14 protein-coding genes are annotated in these 18,282 nt (G+C 25.3%); 13 read left to right on the top strand and 1 reads right to left on the bottom strand.

Translation table 11 applies throughout. The features are described from left to right. Positions 1-47 precede the first annotated feature (47 nt). On the top strand, positions 48-1,337 hold the full coding sequence (locus ETU08_RS11465) for an N-acetylmuramoyl-L-alanine amidase family protein (RefSeq protein WP_146263176.1): 1,290 nt from the start codon (positions 48-50) through the stop codon (positions 1,335-1,337). On the opposite strand, the gene xerD is transcribed toward ETU08_RS11465, so the two are convergent. Next, positions 1,334-2,266 (bottom strand): site-specific tyrosine recombinase XerD, encoded by a 933-nt coding sequence (xerD, locus tag ETU08_RS11460; protein ID WP_146263175.1) that lies wholly within the window; start codon positions 2,264-2,266, stop codon positions 1,334-1,336. The genes ETU08_RS11465 and xerD overlap by 4 nt on opposite strands. A gap of 267 nt (positions 2,267-2,533) precedes the next feature. On the opposite strand from xerD, the gene ETU08_RS11455 reads away from it, so the two are divergent. The 12 genes from ETU08_RS11455 to asnB all read left to right on the top strand — a co-directional run bounded on the left by ETU08_RS11455 (position 2,534) and on the right by asnB (position 18,203). Continuing rightward, a complete protein-coding gene (locus ETU08_RS11455) occupies positions 2,534-2,860 on the top strand; it encodes a nucleotide pyrophosphohydrolase (protein WP_146263174.1) in 327 nt (108 codons plus the stop codon). Then, a complete protein-coding gene (locus ETU08_RS11450; RefSeq protein WP_146263173.1) occupies positions 2,857-4,047 on the top strand; it encodes a 3-phosphoshikimate 1-carboxyvinyltransferase in 1,191 nt (396 codons plus the stop codon). The genes ETU08_RS11455 and ETU08_RS11450 overlap by 4 nt, the downstream gene beginning before the upstream one ends. Before the next feature lie 1,087 nt (positions 4,048-5,134). Beyond that, complete coding sequence (locus ETU08_RS11445) at positions 5,135-6,100, top strand: glycosyltransferase family 2 protein (protein WP_146263172.1); 966 nt, start codon at positions 5,135-5,137, stop codon at positions 6,098-6,100. Positions 6,101-6,103: 3 nt separating this feature from the next. Beyond that, positions 6,104-7,261: an EpsG family protein gene (locus tag ETU08_RS11440; protein WP_146263171.1), complete on the top strand. Its 1,158-nt coding sequence runs from the start codon at positions 6,104-6,106 to the stop codon at positions 7,259-7,261. A 7-nt stretch (positions 7,262-7,268) separates the two neighbouring features. Further along, positions 7,269-8,432, top strand: a complete 1,164-nt coding sequence (locus ETU08_RS11435; protein ID WP_146263170.1) for a glycosyltransferase — start codon at positions 7,269-7,271, stop codon at positions 8,430-8,432. A gap of 205 nt (positions 8,433-8,637) precedes the next feature. Continuing rightward, positions 8,638-9,612, top strand: a complete 975-nt coding sequence (locus ETU08_RS11430; protein WP_260391094.1) for an MraY family glycosyltransferase — start codon at positions 8,638-8,640, stop codon at positions 9,610-9,612. Beyond that, positions 9,605-10,714 carry a DegT/DnrJ/EryC1/StrS family aminotransferase gene (locus tag ETU08_RS11425; RefSeq protein WP_146263168.1) on the top strand — a complete coding sequence of 370 codons (1,110 nt, stop codon included), beginning with the start codon at positions 9,605-9,607 and terminating at the stop codon, positions 10,712-10,714. Before ETU08_RS11430 ends, ETU08_RS11425 begins: the two co-directional genes overlap by 8 nt. A 2-nt stretch (positions 10,715-10,716) precedes the next feature. Further along, a complete protein-coding gene (locus tag ETU08_RS11420) occupies positions 10,717-11,763 on the top strand; it encodes a polysaccharide biosynthesis protein (protein ID WP_146263167.1) in 1,047 nt (348 codons plus the stop codon). A 27-nt stretch (positions 11,764-11,790) separates the two neighbouring features. Beyond that, complete coding sequence (locus tag ETU08_RS11415) at positions 11,791-12,597, top strand: polysaccharide biosynthesis/export family protein (protein ID WP_146263166.1); 807 nt, start codon at positions 11,791-11,793, stop codon at positions 12,595-12,597. Positions 12,598-12,609: 12 nt separating this feature from the next. Further along, positions 12,610-15,123, top strand: a complete 2,514-nt coding sequence (locus ETU08_RS11410) for an exopolysaccharide transport family protein (protein ID WP_146263165.1) — start codon at positions 12,610-12,612, stop codon at positions 15,121-15,123. 52 nt (positions 15,124-15,175) lie between these two features. Next, the gene (locus tag ETU08_RS11405) at positions 15,176-16,369 is read left to right on the top strand and encodes a BaiN/RdsA family NAD(P)/FAD-dependent oxidoreductase (protein WP_311388705.1); all 1,194 of its coding nucleotides are present in this window, start codon (positions 15,176-15,178) and stop codon (positions 16,367-16,369) included. Positions 16,370-16,541: 172 nt separating this feature from the next. Further along, positions 16,542-18,203, top strand: coding sequence for an asparagine synthase B (gene asnB, locus ETU08_RS11400; protein WP_146263163.1), 1,662 nt, complete (start codon positions 16,542-16,544; stop codon positions 18,201-18,203). The last annotated feature ends 79 nt before the right edge of the window (positions 18,204-18,282 follow it).

The following is an 18,282-nucleotide window of genomic DNA, read 5'->3' as shown; positions in this document are numbered from 1 at the left end:
AAATTCAGAAAAAATTCGGTTTCAAAATTAATCAAAAAAAAGATTTAATGAGAGTTTTAACAATATTTAACTTAAAATATATATTGATTTTTTTTTCGTTCTTTTTTATAAATTCAATACATTCTCAAAATAAAGATTTTGTATTGGTTTTAGATGCTGGACATGGAGGACATGACTCTGGTGCAAGAGGTCCATATGCAAATGAAAAAGATGTTACTTTATCTTTAGTAAAAAAAATTGGAGCTCTAATCGAAAATAATAATAAAGACGTTAAAGTTATTTATACGCGAACTACGGATGAATTTATTCCTCTTATGACTCGTGCTAATATAGCTAATAAAAATAAAGCCAATCTTTTTATTTCCATTCATTGTAATTCTAGTTCTAAAAGTGCTCCTTACGGCACAGAAACCTTTGTACTGGGTACGCATCGTAATCAAGACAATTTCGACGTTGCTAAGAGAGAAAATGAAGTGGTATATATGGAAAAGGATTATAAAACTACTTATGAAGATTTTGATCCTTCTTCTCCTGAATCAATGATTGGTTTAACCTTAATGCAAAATACATATTTAGAAAATAGTCTTAAAATAGCTAGTTATGTAGAGAATAACTTTATTAAAGAAAATAGACTATCCAGAGGTGTTAAGCAAGCTGGATTTTTAGTTCTTGTTCAAACGGCTATGCCTGCTATCCTTATTGAAACAGGATTTATCTCAAACTATCAAGAAGGTCAATATTTAGCATCAGAAGATGGACAAAATACGATTGCTAAAAATATTTATGATGCATTTATCAGTTACAAAAAGGCTTTTGATGAAAAGTCTGGAAAAGAGAATTCTGCTAAAGAAACTATTAATATAGCTGAAAATTTACCTGTTGATACGGATACTTTTTATAAAGTACAATTCCTATCTTCCTTCAGTAAATATACACCTAATTCTTCTCAACTTAGAGGTTTAAAAGACATTGAAATTATTAAGTATAAAGGAAAATATATTTATTATTCAGGATCTTCAAATCTTAAATCTGATGCTGAATTAAACCAAAATTTGGCGAAAGAAGCTGGATTCAACAATGCAACTATTGTAAAACATATTGAAAAAGAAAATCTTAATGATGAATATTATACCATAGAATTATTTTTATCTCCTAAAAAGTATAAAGAAAAAGATTCAATTTTTAAGGGTTTGAATAATATTGTCAGACAAAAGTCAAATAATATATATATTTATACAACAGGAAAGGTTAATAATTATGTATCTGCTAAAAGATTATTAGAAAATATTAAAAAGTTGGGTTTTTCAGATGCGGTAATATCTAGGGTTTCAGCTTAAATTTTATTTTCATCTGTTTTAAAATCTTTATTTATATTAAAAGGATGGTATTTTTCTATGGCTTCTCTTAACTGTTCACGGTCTAAATGAGTATAAATTTCTGTGGTTGTAATGCTTTCATGCCCCAACATTAGTTGTATGGATCTTAAATCTGCTCCATTTTTTAATAAAACAGTTGCAAATGAATGTCTAAAAGTATGTGGAGAAATATTTTTATTAATACCGGCATTTCTACTCAATTTTTTTACTATTATAAATACCATTTCTCTGGTCAGTTGCCCCCCTCTCCGATTTAAAAATAATATATCTTTAAATTTTGGATTAATGGTTTGATGTAATCTAATTTTGTTGATATATATATTTATGTATTTGATAGTCCAATCTGAAATTGGAACCAATCTTTGTTTATCTCCTTTTCCAGTAACTCTAATTAAATTTTCATTAAAAAATAAATCTGATAATTTTAAATTAACCAACTCTGAAACCCTTAAACCACATCCGTACAATGTTTCAATGATGGTTCTATTTCTTTCACCTTCAGAGGTAGATAAATCTATGGATTCAATTAATTTCATAACTTCATCATGCTCTAGTGTATCTGGTAAATAAAGACCAATTTTTGGACTTTCTAACAATTCAGCCGGATTATCTTTTCTTATATCTTCCAATTGTAAAAACTTAAAAAATGATTTTATTGATGATATTAATCTTGCTTGAGATTTTGAAGATTTGGATTTTTTAGAATAATCGTAAATAAAATCTTGAACGTTTTCTTTATTGATTGTATTAGGAGTTATAGAATTATCTTTGTTAAAATAGTATTTAATTTTTTTTAAATCCCTAATATATGCTAGTTGTGTATTTTTAGACAAACCTTTTTCTAAAAATAAATATTCATTGTACAGAGTTATCAGTTCCTCCCAATTCATTTAAAAAAATTTATCAATTATAATGTTAGTATTATAAATTTAATTTTACGAAATAATGTAGAAATTTAACACATTTTTTAAGAATAATAAAAATATGCTATTTTAATTAAACATATTCGTATTCAAAAACAAAAGCAATAATTATTTAAACACATTTAAAATAAAATTAGTTGATCAATAAATGGTTAAAAATTACTATTTTAATAAAATAAAACACAATAAAATTTTATATTTATTGTTTTAATTAATTTAGACTCTAAAATAAATATGGGATTAAATGATACTCAATTAAAAGTTAATGAATGGATTGAGGAATATGGAATAAGATATTTCAATGAACTTACTAACTTAGCTCAACTAACTGAAGAAGTGGGTGAAGTTGCTAGAATAATTTCTAGAAGATATGGAGAACAATCAGAAAAAGAATCTGATAAAAATAAAGATTTGGGTGAAGAACTTGCTGATGTTATCTTTGTAGTTTGCTGTTTGGCTAACCAAACAGGTATAGATTTAGAAGAAGCTTTTAATAAAAAAATTTCTATAAAATCACTGAGAGATAAAGACAGACATAGTAATAACAAGAAATTAAAATGAAAAATATTTCTATAAACCTTTCCGGATCAAAAAGTATAACAAATAGATTATTAGTATTAAATTCATTATATAATAATTCAATAATTTTAAAAAATTTATCTCTTAGTCAAGATTCTAAACTTATGGCAGAAGCTTTAGCTTCAAATCAGGAAATCATAGATATACATCATGCTGGCACAGCAATGCGTTTTTTAACTGCCTATTATTCAATTTTCAGTGATAAAAAAACAATTTTAACAGGCTCGTCTAGAATGAAAGAACGTCCAATTGAAATTCTAGTAAATGCACTAATTGATTTGGGGGCAGATATTTCATACTTAGAAAAAAAAGGATATCCACCGTTACTTATTAATGGTAGAGAATTATACAAAAATACTGTCAAATTATCTGCAAGTATAAGTAGTCAATACTTAACTGCTTTATGCTTAATTGGTGCTAAATTAAAAAACGGATTAAATATAGAAATTATAGGTAAAATTACATCATTTCCCTATTTAAATATGACTCTTCAGATTCTCAAAGATTTGGGAATATCTGCTTGTTTTGAAAATAATATTATAAAAATTTCATATTTTGATCATCTAGAAAAACAAGAATACACAATTGAAAGCGACTGGTCTTCAGCTTCTTATCATTATTCTCTTTGCGCTTTAGGAAATGAACTAACTATAAATATGAAATATTTATTCGAAAATTCTTTACAAGCTGATAGAAGAATAGAATCAATTTTTAAAGAATTTTTTGGAGTCAATACTATATTTAACAATGGAGAAATTAAAATTTATAAAAATACTGATTTTAAATATCCGAACAATATTGAAATAGATATGAACGATTGTCCTGATATTGCTCAAACAGTAGCTGTAACCGCTTTTGGCTTAAAAATCCCTATTAAAATTACTGGTTTGGAAACTTTAATAATTAAAGAAACTGACCGATTACAAGCTTTAAAAAATGAACTTGAAAAATGCGGTGGTGAAGTTGAGATAAGTAGTTCAAGTATTGAATTAAAAAATAATTTTAATTTTAATAAAAACCAATCAATTAAAACATACAATGATCACAGAATGGCTATGAGTTTTACACCTTTAAAATTAGTGTTTCCATTAAACATTGAAAATCCAGAAGTAGTAGAAAAATCCTACACTGAATTTTGGAATGATATGACATTGTATGGATTATATTAATGGTTTAGAAAAATATAAAAACTTGCTATGAGTAACAAAAAAATAAATTTTATACTTTATATTATTTTATTACCAATAATAATATCTTTTGTAATATATTTTGGATATTCATCTAGATATAACAATTATTTTTTTACAGATCAAATGCCTGAAAATTATTTTGAAAATATTTATAAATATCGATTTTTATCTAGGGATTTAATAGTATACTTCCAAAATTTTTTCGAGCAAAGAATATTTCTAAACTTAAATTATTTTAATAAAATCTTAACAAGATTAAATACAACTAATTTTTATTTAATAATTTTTACTTACAATACTTTTTTTTACGTTCTTACGTGTATTGTTATTTACAAAATAATATTTTATATAAATATTGATAATATTAAAAACTTTCTATTAATTATTATTATTGAATCTTTAATTGGATTTTCTCAGTTTGTAGTCACTCCTTATGACATGAGTTCTCTATTCTTATTAACATTAACATTTTTAATAAGCATAAAATTAACCGAAAACTTTACAAAAAAAAAATATATTTTATTAATATTAATTATAATAATTTCAACCCTAAATAGAGAAACCTCTGCACTAAGTCTTTCATTTTATGCAGCATTAATTTTTAATAATTGGTCTATCAAAGATTTCATTATTAGTGCAAATAAGTTAATCTTGCCAATCATTGCTTTCCTAATTCCTTATATAATTTTGAGAATTCATTTCAACTCAGAAGGTTATTCAAACTCTTTAATTATGGATAACTTTATACTAACAAATTTATTTGAATTTAGAAACTTATTAGGCATTTTTTTTTATATTATATTTACTCGCTTTTCACTTATATTGTGTAATCATACTTATCAAAAAATATTTATAAAAAAATATATAGCATTTTCTTTACCTTATATATTTATAATTTTTTATGGTGGAATTCTTTGGGAAATCAGACTATTTATACCTTTAATAATTGGTCAACTAATTTTAGCTAATATAAAAAACTTAAACAATTTTAATAATTATATAAGAGCATGAAATTATAAACTTTATTAAATTATATTTATTAATTATACATTTTTAAACAAAATTCATGCATATTAAAATATCTATAATTGTTCCAGTATACAATGTTGAATCTTATTTATCTAAATGTTTAAGCTCTATAGTTAATCAGACTTTAAAAGAAATTGAAATTATTGCTGTAAATGATGGATCAACTGATAACTCTTTATCTATTTTAAAAAAATACTCTTCAATACATAAAAATATTATAATTATTAATAAAGATAATGGTGGGTTAAGCGATGCAAGAAATGTTGGAATTAAAAATGCCTTAGGTGAATACATAGCATTTGTTGATAGTGATGATTGGATAGATAAGGAAATGATGTTTGATATGTATTATTTAGCAAAAAATAATGATGCAGATATAGTTTTTTGTAGCCTTCAAAAAGTTGATGAATACGACAATGTTATTAAAAATATTCCTCAATTCCATAATTTACCTGAAAAAATTAATTTTAAAGATAATTTAAAAATATTTGGAGAAATTGAAAATTTTGCTTGTAACAAAATTTTTAGAAAAAGTTTATTTAAAAATATCAAATTTCCTAAGGGGCTAAATTTTGAAGATAATGCTACTATACCTCGAATCATATTGAATTCAAAAATTTTGGCTAAATCTAATAACTATTATTATAAATATTTTGTCAGGGATAATTCCATAAGCAATAGTTATAATGACAAAGGTTTAGATATGTTAAATGCTATATGTTTAGTAAAAAAAGATTATTTATCAAGCTGCTACGCAAATCAAAATAATGTTTGGAAAAAATTTGTTATTTTTCAAGGTTTTTATTGCTTTTTAGCATATTCCGCTTATGTTAAAGATAAAGAAATAAAAAAAATAATGTTGTTACATTTAAAGAATTTGTTAGCTTCTGAAAAAATATCTAAAAAAGAAATTTTAATGTATAATAGATTTGGTGAAAATTATCTTAATAGTTTAAATTACAAAAAAAAATTATACTATCTTATCCAGCTAATTAGAATATAAATTATGATACATCCTTTATATTATACTTTAATGGTTATTATGACTATTTTAAGTTATAATGAATTTATATTTAGAAAAAAAAATAAAGTTGGAATAGCTCTTTTAACTCTAATCTTAATTATTTTAGCTGGAATAAGAGTTGGACAAGGAGCTGATTATTGGCCTTACTTAAGATTATATCATGCAATAAATAAGTATGTAGCATGGAATAACATATTTGGTCCTGATGCTGGTGTAGAACCTACTTATGTGTTTTTTTCTAAATTTTTAGGATCTTTATCTCTACCATTTACTTTATTATTATTATTATTTGCTTCAATGTCTTTAACTTTAAAAGCAAATTCATTCTTTAAATATTCTCCGTTACCAATATTGTCGCTCTTATATTATTTTATGCCAAGCTATTTTATTGCAGATTCAGGGCAAATTAGACAAGGTTTGGCAATTAGTATTTGCTTATTTTCTTTTAAATATATTGAACAAAAAAATCTATTAAAGTATTTATTATGCATGCTCATATGTTATTGGACTCATAAAACATCAATAGCTTTCTTTCCAGCCTATTGGATTGCTAATGCAAAAATTTCAACAACTAAGGCCTTTATTATAATTACTATAAGCTTAATTTTATGGCCATTAAAGCCATACTTAATTATTGGGGAAACCTTAAATTCAATTTCCAGTGATGGTTTTGCTACTGGATCATTCAATTCTTACGGAGGAATTGAAGAAGCTGAATTAGGTTTGTCTGAAATCGTTAAAATCTTATTTTTAATAGTTGTTTTTGTTAATGATAAATATATAATTAAAACAAATGTTGATGAAAATTATATGAAGGTAAGGAATTTAATGATTTTTTATTTTTTTATATACTATTCTTTTCATGGAAATGCTATATTTTCGATTAGGCTTCCTGGTGCATATGGTGCCTTTGATTCAATATTAATTTCAATGATAGTATGCTATTCTAGATATAAGAACTTTTATTATCTATATTTTACAATATATATATATCTATTAAGTTATAGATTCTGGAACAATGCTCAATCAGTAGGTTTTGATAAAATTAGAACTATTTTCAATGATCCTCGTTTTAATATTTATTATTTTACCCCTCAAGAATTTTATAAAGATATTAATGATGTGCATCCATTAAAATAAATTTTAAATGAAGAATTGTCTATTGTTTTTAACGCGTTATCCATATCCTCCAATTGGTGGAGATAAAGTTAAAAGTAAGAATATGGTTAAAATTTTATCTAAAAATTTTAATTTGACAATCGTTATAATTACAGATGAACCTTACAATGAAAATTCAGAAGATTTTTTAAAAAAATATTGTACTAAGTACTTTGTTTATAGATACCCTAAATACAGATTTTTATTTAATTCAATTAAAGGAATTATAAAAAAAGAACCCATACAAGTTTCATATTATTATTTTAAAAATATTAAGAAAAAATTATATTTAGAGATTGAAAACTCTGATTTTATAATTAACAATCTTATTAGAACTGTTAAATATGTTGAAGATACTGAAAAAATTAAATTTCTTGATATTGTAGATTCAATCGGATTACATTATTTAGAAGCTCAAAAAAAATCTACATCATTTCTTTGGAATTTAGTATATAAACTAGAAGGGAAAAGAGTATCTAATTATGAAAAAAATTGTATTGCAAATTTTAATAATACTTTTTTTGTTAATAAAAATGAATCTGAATTTTATTCTAAATATGGAAACACCTCATGGATTCCTAATGGTGTAAATCCTAATTTATTAAATTATAAGTATACAATTAATAATAAATCAAATAAAATTGTTTTTTTTGGTAAAATGAATTATCAACCTAATATTGAAGCCGTATTATGGTATATTAAAAATGTTCATCCTCTAGTAAAAACTGATTATGAATTTATTATTTTAGGCGCTTATCCCTCCAAAGAAATAACTAAATATAGTAATAAATATAATAATATTCAAGTTACTGGTTACGTAGATGATCCTTACAAAATTATTGCTTCAAGTACTATGGTTGTATCTCCCATGCAAATAGGTGGAGGAATTCAGAATAAAGTATTAGAATCAATGGCTCTAGGGCAAATTAACATATTAACCCAAAAGGTAGCAAAACCTATCACATTTGGTGTATCAAATCAACATTTTTTAGTTGAAGATAACCCCTATAAAATGTCATTACTAATTGATGATATCTTATTAAATCGGGATAAATACTTTAGAATTGGTTTGAATGCAAGAAAATTAATTAAAGAAAAATACACATGGGATAATTATGAATTAAAATTATTAAGATTAATTAATAGTTATTAAATATTATTTAAATTTATAAATTTGCATAATTCTGATGCATTATTCAGAATAATATAAAATGGAAGAATTCGATATTAGACATATTAAATATTTATTTGGTATAAATAGTTTCTACTTAAGATGTGTAATAGGTTTTTTGGGTACCTTTTTTTTAACCTATATTTCAGTTCCCAAAATAATTAGAGTTTCATATAAAAAAAACTTAATGGTTACTCCAGGCCAAAGAAGTTCTCATATAAGAAAGACACCTAATTTAGGTGGAATTGCAATCTTTTATTCCATAGTTGTAATGGCTTCAATATGTGCTTACGAACTATTTACTAGTTATATATTTTTATTTGCAGCTATTGTAATATTATTTTTTATCGGATTAATGGATGATATATTGGTGGTTGCTCCAAACAAGAAGTTTTATGCACAAATTATAACCGCTATTATGATTAGTGTAGGCTCAAATGTTCGTATTGGTCATTTTTTTGGAATAATGGGAATTAATTTAATTCCTTATTGGTTAAGTATTATTTTCACTGTATTTGTATTTATTTTCCTTATTAATGCATTTAATTTAATCGACGGCATAGATGGTTTAGCCTCTGGTATAGCCATATTGGCCTGTTGCGCATTTATATTTACCTTTTGGAGGTTAAGTACTAATATTAACTACGCAATGATAGTGTTAGCCTTAACTATCATAGGCAGTCTTCTAGCATTCTTAAAATTTAATTTTTCAGTTAAATATAAAATTTTTATGGGTGACACAGGTTCAATGATTGTGGGTTTTTTACTTTCATTTATGGCTGTAAAATTTTTAAATTTATTTTTGTTAAAAAATGCCGAAGGTGGTCCTATGTATAATCTTCAATCTGCACCAGCAATTGCGATGGCAATTTTAATAATTCCCATTATTGATACTCTTTGCGTTTTTTTAATTCGATTATACTATCGAACTCCTCCTTTTAAAGCTGATAAAAACCATATGCATCATAGATACCTTAAACTGGGTTTAACACATAAACAGGTATCAATGATTTTAGTAATTGAAAATGCATTCATTATAATTGTCGCTTACTTTTTACGCCATTTGAACGTTAATATTTTGTTAGTTATTATTCTCTTTTTAGGATTTGTATTTTCATTTCTGCCCCTTATTTTAAAGAAAGATTATAAAAATTATGGATGAAAAAATTTATTTATCTCCGCCAAACATAGACTACAGAGTATATAACAATATAAAAAAAGCACTTGATAGTGGATGGATATCTCCAGTGGGATCTTTTATTGATGACTTTACTAATAAACTTAATTCATACTTCAACAAAAAAATATTATTAACCAATAGCGGAACGTCATCTTTACATTTAGCATTAAAAATTGTTAATATCCAAAAAGATGATTACGTATTATGTTCAAATTTTACATTTGCTGCTTCTGCATTTCCAATTTTATATGAAAAAGCCATACCTATATTTATTGGAAGTGAAGAACAGACTTGGAATTTATCTCCCGATTACTTAAACTTAGCTATTGAGCAATTAAATAAAAAAAAAATAAAACCTAAAGCTTTAATATTAGCCCATATCTATGGTATGCCTGCACAGCTAGATGAAATAATTAAAATTTGTAATCTTAATAAAATTGTATTAATAGAAGATAGCGCAGAGGCATTTGGTTCTAAATATAATGATCAACCTTTAGGCGCATTGGGGAAAATAGGGATTTTATCTTTTAATGGTAATAAAATTATAACTTGCTCTACTGGAGGTGCTATAATACTTTCAGATATTGAATCTCTTGAATACGCAAAAAAATTATCCAATCAATCAAAGGAAAATACCGATTATTATTTGCATAATGAATTAGGTTATAACTACGCTTTAAGTAATGTATTAGCTGCCATTGGAGATTCACAAATTGAGAAGTTAAATTTAAAAGTTAATAAAAGAAGAGAGATTTATAAGCATTACTTTAAATTTTTAAAAGAAAAATTTGATATCCAACATCAATATGAATCTTATAAAAGTTTTTCAAATCGCTGGTTAAGTTCATTTATATTTCCAACAAATATAAATCATAAAATTAAAAACTCTTTAGCTTTTAATAATATTGAAACAAGATATTTATGGAATCCATTACATAATCAAAAAGCTTTTGCTAATTCTCTATATTTTGGAAATAAAATTTTGGATAATTTCTTATTTGAAAATGGTTTAAGTCTACCATCCGGTGATAATCTTACTTTAGATAATTTAGAAAAGATTATTAATATTATAAAAAAATTATAGAAATGTTTGATTTTAAAAAAGAGGATTCGATAATAATTAATAATAAAACTGTTTTTTTTGACGAATTATTCAAAAAAAAAATTGATTATTCAATACTAAATTATTCTTTTTTTGAAAACAAAATTATTTTAGTAACTGGAGGTGGGACAATAGGATCTTCTCTAATTAAATATCTATTACTACAAAATGTAAAAAAAATAATATTAGTTGATCATTCAGAATATGCTATTTTTAATCTTCATTTAGATTTAAAACAAAATATTAATCTTAATAAGATAAAGTTTTTACTAGGTGATATTAGAAATACATCATTTATAGATGAAATATTTAAAAAATTCACTATTAATATTGTTTATCATACTGCCGCATATAAGCACATCAATATATTAGAAGATAACATGACTGAAGCTATTACTAATAATATTGATGGTACGATTAATCTTTTAAATATTTCATTAATTAATAATATTGATCAATTTATTTATATATCTACAGACAAGGCTGTGAACCCTATTAATAAAATGGGTATTACTAAAAGAATTGCTGAATTAAAATTATTAGATAAAATAATTTATACAAACAATTCGTTTATTAAGATAATTCGTTTTGGTAATGTGTTTAACAGTAGTGGATCTGTATTTCCAATATTTAAATATCAAATTGAAAATAATAAAAATCTAACCATAACTGATTCAAATATGAAAAGATATTTTATTTCAAAATTTCAAGCCGCAAGAGGTCTAATGGAAATATCTAATCCATCTAACCCCTCAGGTATATATTTATTAAATATGCAGGAATCACATAAAATATTAATTATTTTGTTAGAATTACTTAAGAAATTAGATTTAGAATATCTTACAAAAGATATATATATAACTTCAAATACAAAAGACCATGAAAAATTGGAAGAAGAACTATACTATCCTTATGAATTAATAGAAAATTGTAATAATTTATTCAGCAAATTAAAACTTGAACTTGAACTTAATTCTAAAAATGAAATAAATGCCGAATTAATTAACTTATACGGTATTTTAAAAAAATAAATTACTTTTGTAAATCAATAATCTATCATGAAAATTAGCCATATATCAGTCACACTATTTATTTTATTATTTTTTAATTCCTGTATAGGCATAAAAGACTTAAAATATTTACAACCAAGTGAAGATTTGCAATTGAATGAGTACGGCTTAATCCCTGTTGTATATGAAAATTATAGAATAAAAAAGGATGATATTTTAGCAATGACTTTAATAACAACAGATCAGAATGCTGCTAAATTTCTAGCCTCAGAAAACACAACGCGGTTTAAAGGTGGTATTACAGGAAATGATAATTCGCTTAGGATGACTGGATTGATTGTTGACCCTAATGGCTATATATCCATTTATGGTTTAGGTGAGTTTTATGTATACGGATTAACATTAAGAGAAGTAACTGAATTAGTCCAAAACAAATTAAATGAAGTACTTTATAACGAAGGAAAAGCAGAAGTCCGTATGAATTTAGGTGCTATTCGTTACTATATGATCGGTGAAATAGGAGCGCCAGGTGAAAAATTAGAACAGTCTAATCGAGTTGATTTATTACAAGCTATTGCTAAATCTGGAGATTTAACAAGATTTGCAGATAGAAGGCACATCAGAATAATAAGAGAATATCCAGAGGGGAAAAAAAATATAGTATTAGACGTAACAAGGGAAGATATAATGAATTCTCCATACTTTTACTTACAATCTGGAGATCAAATAATTATAGATCCTTTAAAAGAAAAAATATCTGGTTTAGGAGGAGGAACAACTATTGGAGATGTTACTCAATTTTTATCTGTGGGAATACAAGCTATAACAACTTATTTATTCTTCAAAACATTATAATTTATTTATTGTATGGATTCCACTAAAGACAGCCAAAATGTTTTACAAAATAAACTAAATCAGAAAAAAAATTCTGATATTTTAGATAATAATTTTTTTAGTATTGAAAGATTTATTAGAAGATTAATAAAAAATTGGTACTGGTTTGTAATTGCATTTATTATAGGATGGGTTATTGCTTTTTTAGTAAATAGATTCTCGGACAGGTTTTATCAAACATCTGCTACAGTAAGTATATCAAGTGGAACGTCCAGCGTATTAGCCCCAAGCCAATCCATTAATTTTATATGGGGTGGTGGCGGAGGCGCAACTCAAGGAATCTATTATAAAAAATTACTCACTTCAAGAACTCACAATGAGAATTTAGTTAAGTCGTTAAACTTATACATCAATTATTATCGTAAAGGTAAAATAAAGACTACAGAAATTGATTATGTTGATTTACCTTACAAAATAGTTATTGATACAAGCTACGCACAAGCTTTAAATACGAATGTAAATGTTCAATTGCTACCCAATCAGAAATTCAAATTAATTTTCCCCGAAGAATTAAATGAAAATTGTTTTTATTTTAATTCAGAGAAATATATACATAGAAAGGATCAATATAAAAATGAGTTAATTGCTCCTTTAAATACTTGGATAAAAACCAATAATTTAAAATTTAAATTTATAAAAAATGAAGACTATCAAGACAAATTTGGTAAAAATCCAATTAATCTTGATTATTATTTTTATTTATCAGATATTAATTCAGCTGTATCTAAAATTCAATCTTCAATAAGTATAAACTTTGATCAAGACTTACCTTCAATAATGATCATCACTAAAACAGGTTTAAGTTTACACGGAACTATAAATTTTTTAAATAAATCTATTGATGAATTAATTAAGAGAAGAATTGAAGATAAAAATCAAGTTAATTTAAACACGATTAAGTTTATTAAAGATCAGATTAAAATAACCAAGACTAAATTAGATAGTGCATCAGCTTCTTTTAAAAAAGTACAACTTGAAAATAAAGTTTTTTCAAAGAATGATGTTAGTACTGATATTTTACTTTCAAAAATACAAGGATTAGATCAACAAAAAGAAGAGCTTAAATCCAAGCAACTAGTTTTCAATCGTTTAAGAGGATCAGTCTACAATAGTAATGAATTGATTGATGGTGAGTTTATGGGAATTGAAAATTCCACTTTCAATTCAGCCATTCAAACCATTGAATCTTTAGAAAAAGAAAGAAAAGAAAAATTATTGCTCTACAGAGAAAATTCGGAACCTATAAAAGAGTTAAATTATCAAATTAACAATGCTAAAAATAAGGCAATTTCAAGCTTAAATAGTTCATCTAAAGAACTAAATAATAAATTACTAAATATCAATGAGCAAATTAAAAATTTAGAACTTGATATTGATGCCTTACCTGAAAAAGAACAATTGTTTATTAATGCTCAAAGAGGATATTTATTAAATAATAGTATTTATAATACACTTTTAGATAAGCTTTCTGAAGTTGAAATGCGAAAAGCTACAACCATTTCGGATATTACAGTATTAGATAAAGCAAAAAATATTGGTCAAGGTCCAATTACTCCAGATATTAGAAAAAATAAATTAACTTATATAGGAGGCTCATTAATAATACCTTTTATTATTCTTGTACTAATTGAATTATTAGATAATAAATTAAAATTAATTTCAGATTTAAAATCAGCGACAAAAATACCTTTAATAGGAGCAATAGGTGCTAAAAATACTGAAAATAATCTTGCTGTTTTTCAACGCCCAAAATCAAGCATAGCTGAAAGTTTTAGGGCTATTCGATTTAATATGAGATTTCTTTTTAATGAAAAATCAATTCAAGGAGGTAAAGTATTTTTAATAACCTCATCCATTGGTGGAGAAGGAAAAACTTTTATATCTATAAACATTGCATCCGTACTGGCATTAAGTGGAAAAAAAACGGTTTTAGTAGGAATGGATTTGAGGAAACCTAGAATTTTTGATGATTTTAAAATTAGTAATAAAATTGGTTTGTCCGGTTATTTAGCAGGAAATAATACTTTAGAAGAAATAATTAAGAAAACAGAATATGACAATTTAGATATAATTTCTGCCGGTCCTATTCCTCCTAACCCTGGAGAACTTCTAATTAGTGATGAGAACGAACAATTGATTCAAATTCTAAGAGAAAAGTATGATTACATAATTATAGACTCTCCACCAGTAGGATTAGTAATTGATGCCTATGATTTAATGAAATTCTCGGATGCTAGATTATATGTTACCAGATGTAATTATACCTATAAGCAACTACTTAAAAGTATTAATGAAAAGTATAACAATGACGAAATTGACCATATAGGAATAATATTCAATGATTATGTAAATCCAGGTGGATATGGTTATGGATACGGTTACGGTTATGGTTATGGATACGGTTATGGTTATGGTTATTTTGAAGAAGATGAAAAATATGATAATTCTTTGCTATCAAGAATAAAACGCATAATTAAAAAAAATTAAGATAATGGTTAGAGTATTTCTAACCTTTTTTGTATAAATAAATTATATTACATTGAAACATCTAATTATAATTGGAGGTGGAGCTTCAGGCTTTTTTTTATCTTCAAATATTAAAACTAGTAATTGGAATATCAGCTTATTAGAACAAAGCAAGAATCCATTACAAAAATTAAAAATTTCTGGAGGTGGTAGATGTAATGTAACAAATGCCTGCTACAAACCCAAAGATTTAATTAAAAACTACCCTAGAGGAAATAAAGAACTTTTAAGTTTATTTTCAAAATTTCAACCTTTAGATACCTTTCAATGGTTTGAAAAACGAGGCATTCATTTAAAAATTGAAAATGATTCAAGAGTTTTTCCTGATACTAATTCTTCACAAACAATCATTGATACACTTTTATCTGAAACTAAAAAAAATAATGTAGTAATCCACTATGAAACAACAGTTTTAGAAATTAATTATACAAATAATAAATTTGAAATTTTGACAAACAAAGACATCTACTATGCAGATGCAGTTGTTATAGCCACAGGTAGTTCTAAAAAAATTTGGAATATTATTGAAAAACTTGGTCATAAAATAATTCCACCAGTCCCTAGTTTATTTACGTTTAATTGTAATCATCCACTGATTAAAAATCTTCAAGGCATTTCATTAGCGGAAACAGATCTTAATATACTAAATACACCTTTTAAAGAAAGAGGTCCGTTATTAATAACTCATTGGGGATTAAGTGGCCCTGCTATACTTAAATTATCCTCTTGGGCGGCTAGATATCTTGCAGATTTAGATTATAAATTTCAATTAAGAATCAATTGGATTACAGAAAACTTTGATGATGCAAGGGAATTACTTACAAATTATAAAAATGCTCATCCAAAAATGGATATTTATAATATAAAAATTTATAACCTTCCTCAAAGATTTTGGTTGAACCTTCTTAATCATTTAAACATTATAAAAAAACCTCTGTTTGAAATATCTAAAAAAGAAATAAATAGAATTGCTGAATCTTTAACAAATTCCAAACTAGATATAATAGGCAAAAGTACTTTCAAAAATGAATTTGTAACATGTGGAGGAGTTGATTTAAAAGAAATAGATTTTAATAATATGCAATCAAAACTTATACCTAATTTATTTTTCACAGGGGAAGTTTTAAATATTGATGCAATTACTGGTGGATTTAATTTTCAAGCATGTTGGAGTGAATCATATATACTTAGCAAACAATTCAATTAAATTTACAATTTACTAACTTAAAATTTTAAACAAAATCTAAATTTAAATCCAATATAAATTTATAATTTTAACTATATTTTTAAATTTAGTTAATATTTTTAATTAAAAATACTTTTTTATTTAATAAAATAACACATAAATATAATTTTGAAGTGAATTTAAAACTTAAATTATGTGTGGATTAGTAGGTATTTTTAATATAATTGAAAATAAACAATTGCTTAGATATAAAGCAATTAATATGTCTAAAAAATTACGTCATAGAGGTCCAGACTCATCAGGAATTTATTTTAATGATAAAGCTATAATGGTACATGAAAGATTATCCATCGTGGATGTATCATCGGGTCATCAACCTTTATACGATGAGAAAAAAAATTTAATTCTAATAGCTAATGGTGAAATTTACAATTACAAAGAATTAAAATATGATTTAAAAGATAAATATTCTTTTCAAACAAATTCTGATTGTGAAGTAATTTTAGCATTATACAAAGAAAAGGGTTTAAAATTATTTGATTACATATCTGGTATATATGCTTTTGCTTTATATGATAAAGAAAAAAATACATTTTTAATTGGTAGAGATCATTTAGGTATTATACCCCTTTATATAGGATATGATGAATATAAGCAACTTTATATTGCAAGTGAATTAAAAGTACTTGAAGGAATTTGCAATGATATAAAAGAATTTGAGCCCGGTAGCTACTATTACAGCCCTGAACCAATAATAAAAAAATGGTATTTTAAAGATTGGGATCAATATAAGAACGTTAAAGATAACATTTCTGATATTCAAAAAATAAGAAAAGGATTAGAAGATGCTGTACTAAAGCAAACTATGTCTGAGGTACCCTATGGAGTTCTCCTTTCTGGAGGATTGGATTCTTCAATAATATCTGCAATTGCAAAAAAAATTTTTGATGAAAAATCAAACGATAAACATTCACCTGCTAAAACAAATCAATTACATTCATTTGCCATAGGGCTAAAAGGAGCTCCTGATTTAATCGCAGCTAAAAAAGTTGCTGATTATATTGGAACCAATCACCATGAAATTCATTTTACAATTGAAGAAGCTATGGATGCTTTAGAAGATGTAATTTATCATATTGAAACTTATGATGTAACCACTGTTAGAGCATCTACCCCTATGTACTTGTTAGCAAGATATATAAAATCCTTAGGGATAAAAATGGTGCTTTCTGGGGAAGGTTCAGATGAATTGTTTGGAGGATATTTGTATTTTCATAAAGCACCCAATGCCAAAGAATTTCATGAAGAAACAGTTAGAAAGTTAGAGAGCCTACACCTTTACGATTGCTTAAGAGCCAATAAATCACTGATGGCTTGGGGAGTAGAAGGAAGAGTTCCTTTCTTAGATCAAGAATTTATTGATATTGCAATGAATATAAACCCAAAGGATAAAATGTGCGGTAATGGTAATATTGAAAAATATATTTTAAGAAAAGCATTTGAACAATATTTACCTAAAGATATTTTATGGAGGCAAAAAGAACAATTTTCAGATGGTGTAGGCTATTCATGGATTGATTCTTTAAAAGCAACTGCTGATAAAAAAATTTCTGACAATCAAATGAAGTTTGCAAAAGAACAATTTCCAATCAATACCCCAAAATCGAAGGAAGAATATTGGTTTAGAACAATTTTTGAAAAACATTTTCCTTCTCAAGCAGCAGCTAAGACAGTTCCATCTATACCATCCATAGCGTGCAGTTCTGCTACAGCTTTAAAATGGGATAAATCCTTTCAAAATAATCTAGATCCCTCAGGAAGAGCTATAAAATCAATACATGTAAATGCAATATAAAATTATTAAATAAAAAGGGAAATAATATTTTTCCCTTTTTTACTTATGTCATTAATATCTATAAATTTAATTATACTAA

Source organism: Apibacter muscae (assembly GCF_007845635.1).
Taxonomy (GTDB): domain Bacteria; phylum Bacteroidota; class Bacteroidia; order Flavobacteriales; family Weeksellaceae; genus Apibacter; species Apibacter muscae.
This window is presented reverse-complemented; position numbering and strand designations above follow the sequence as displayed.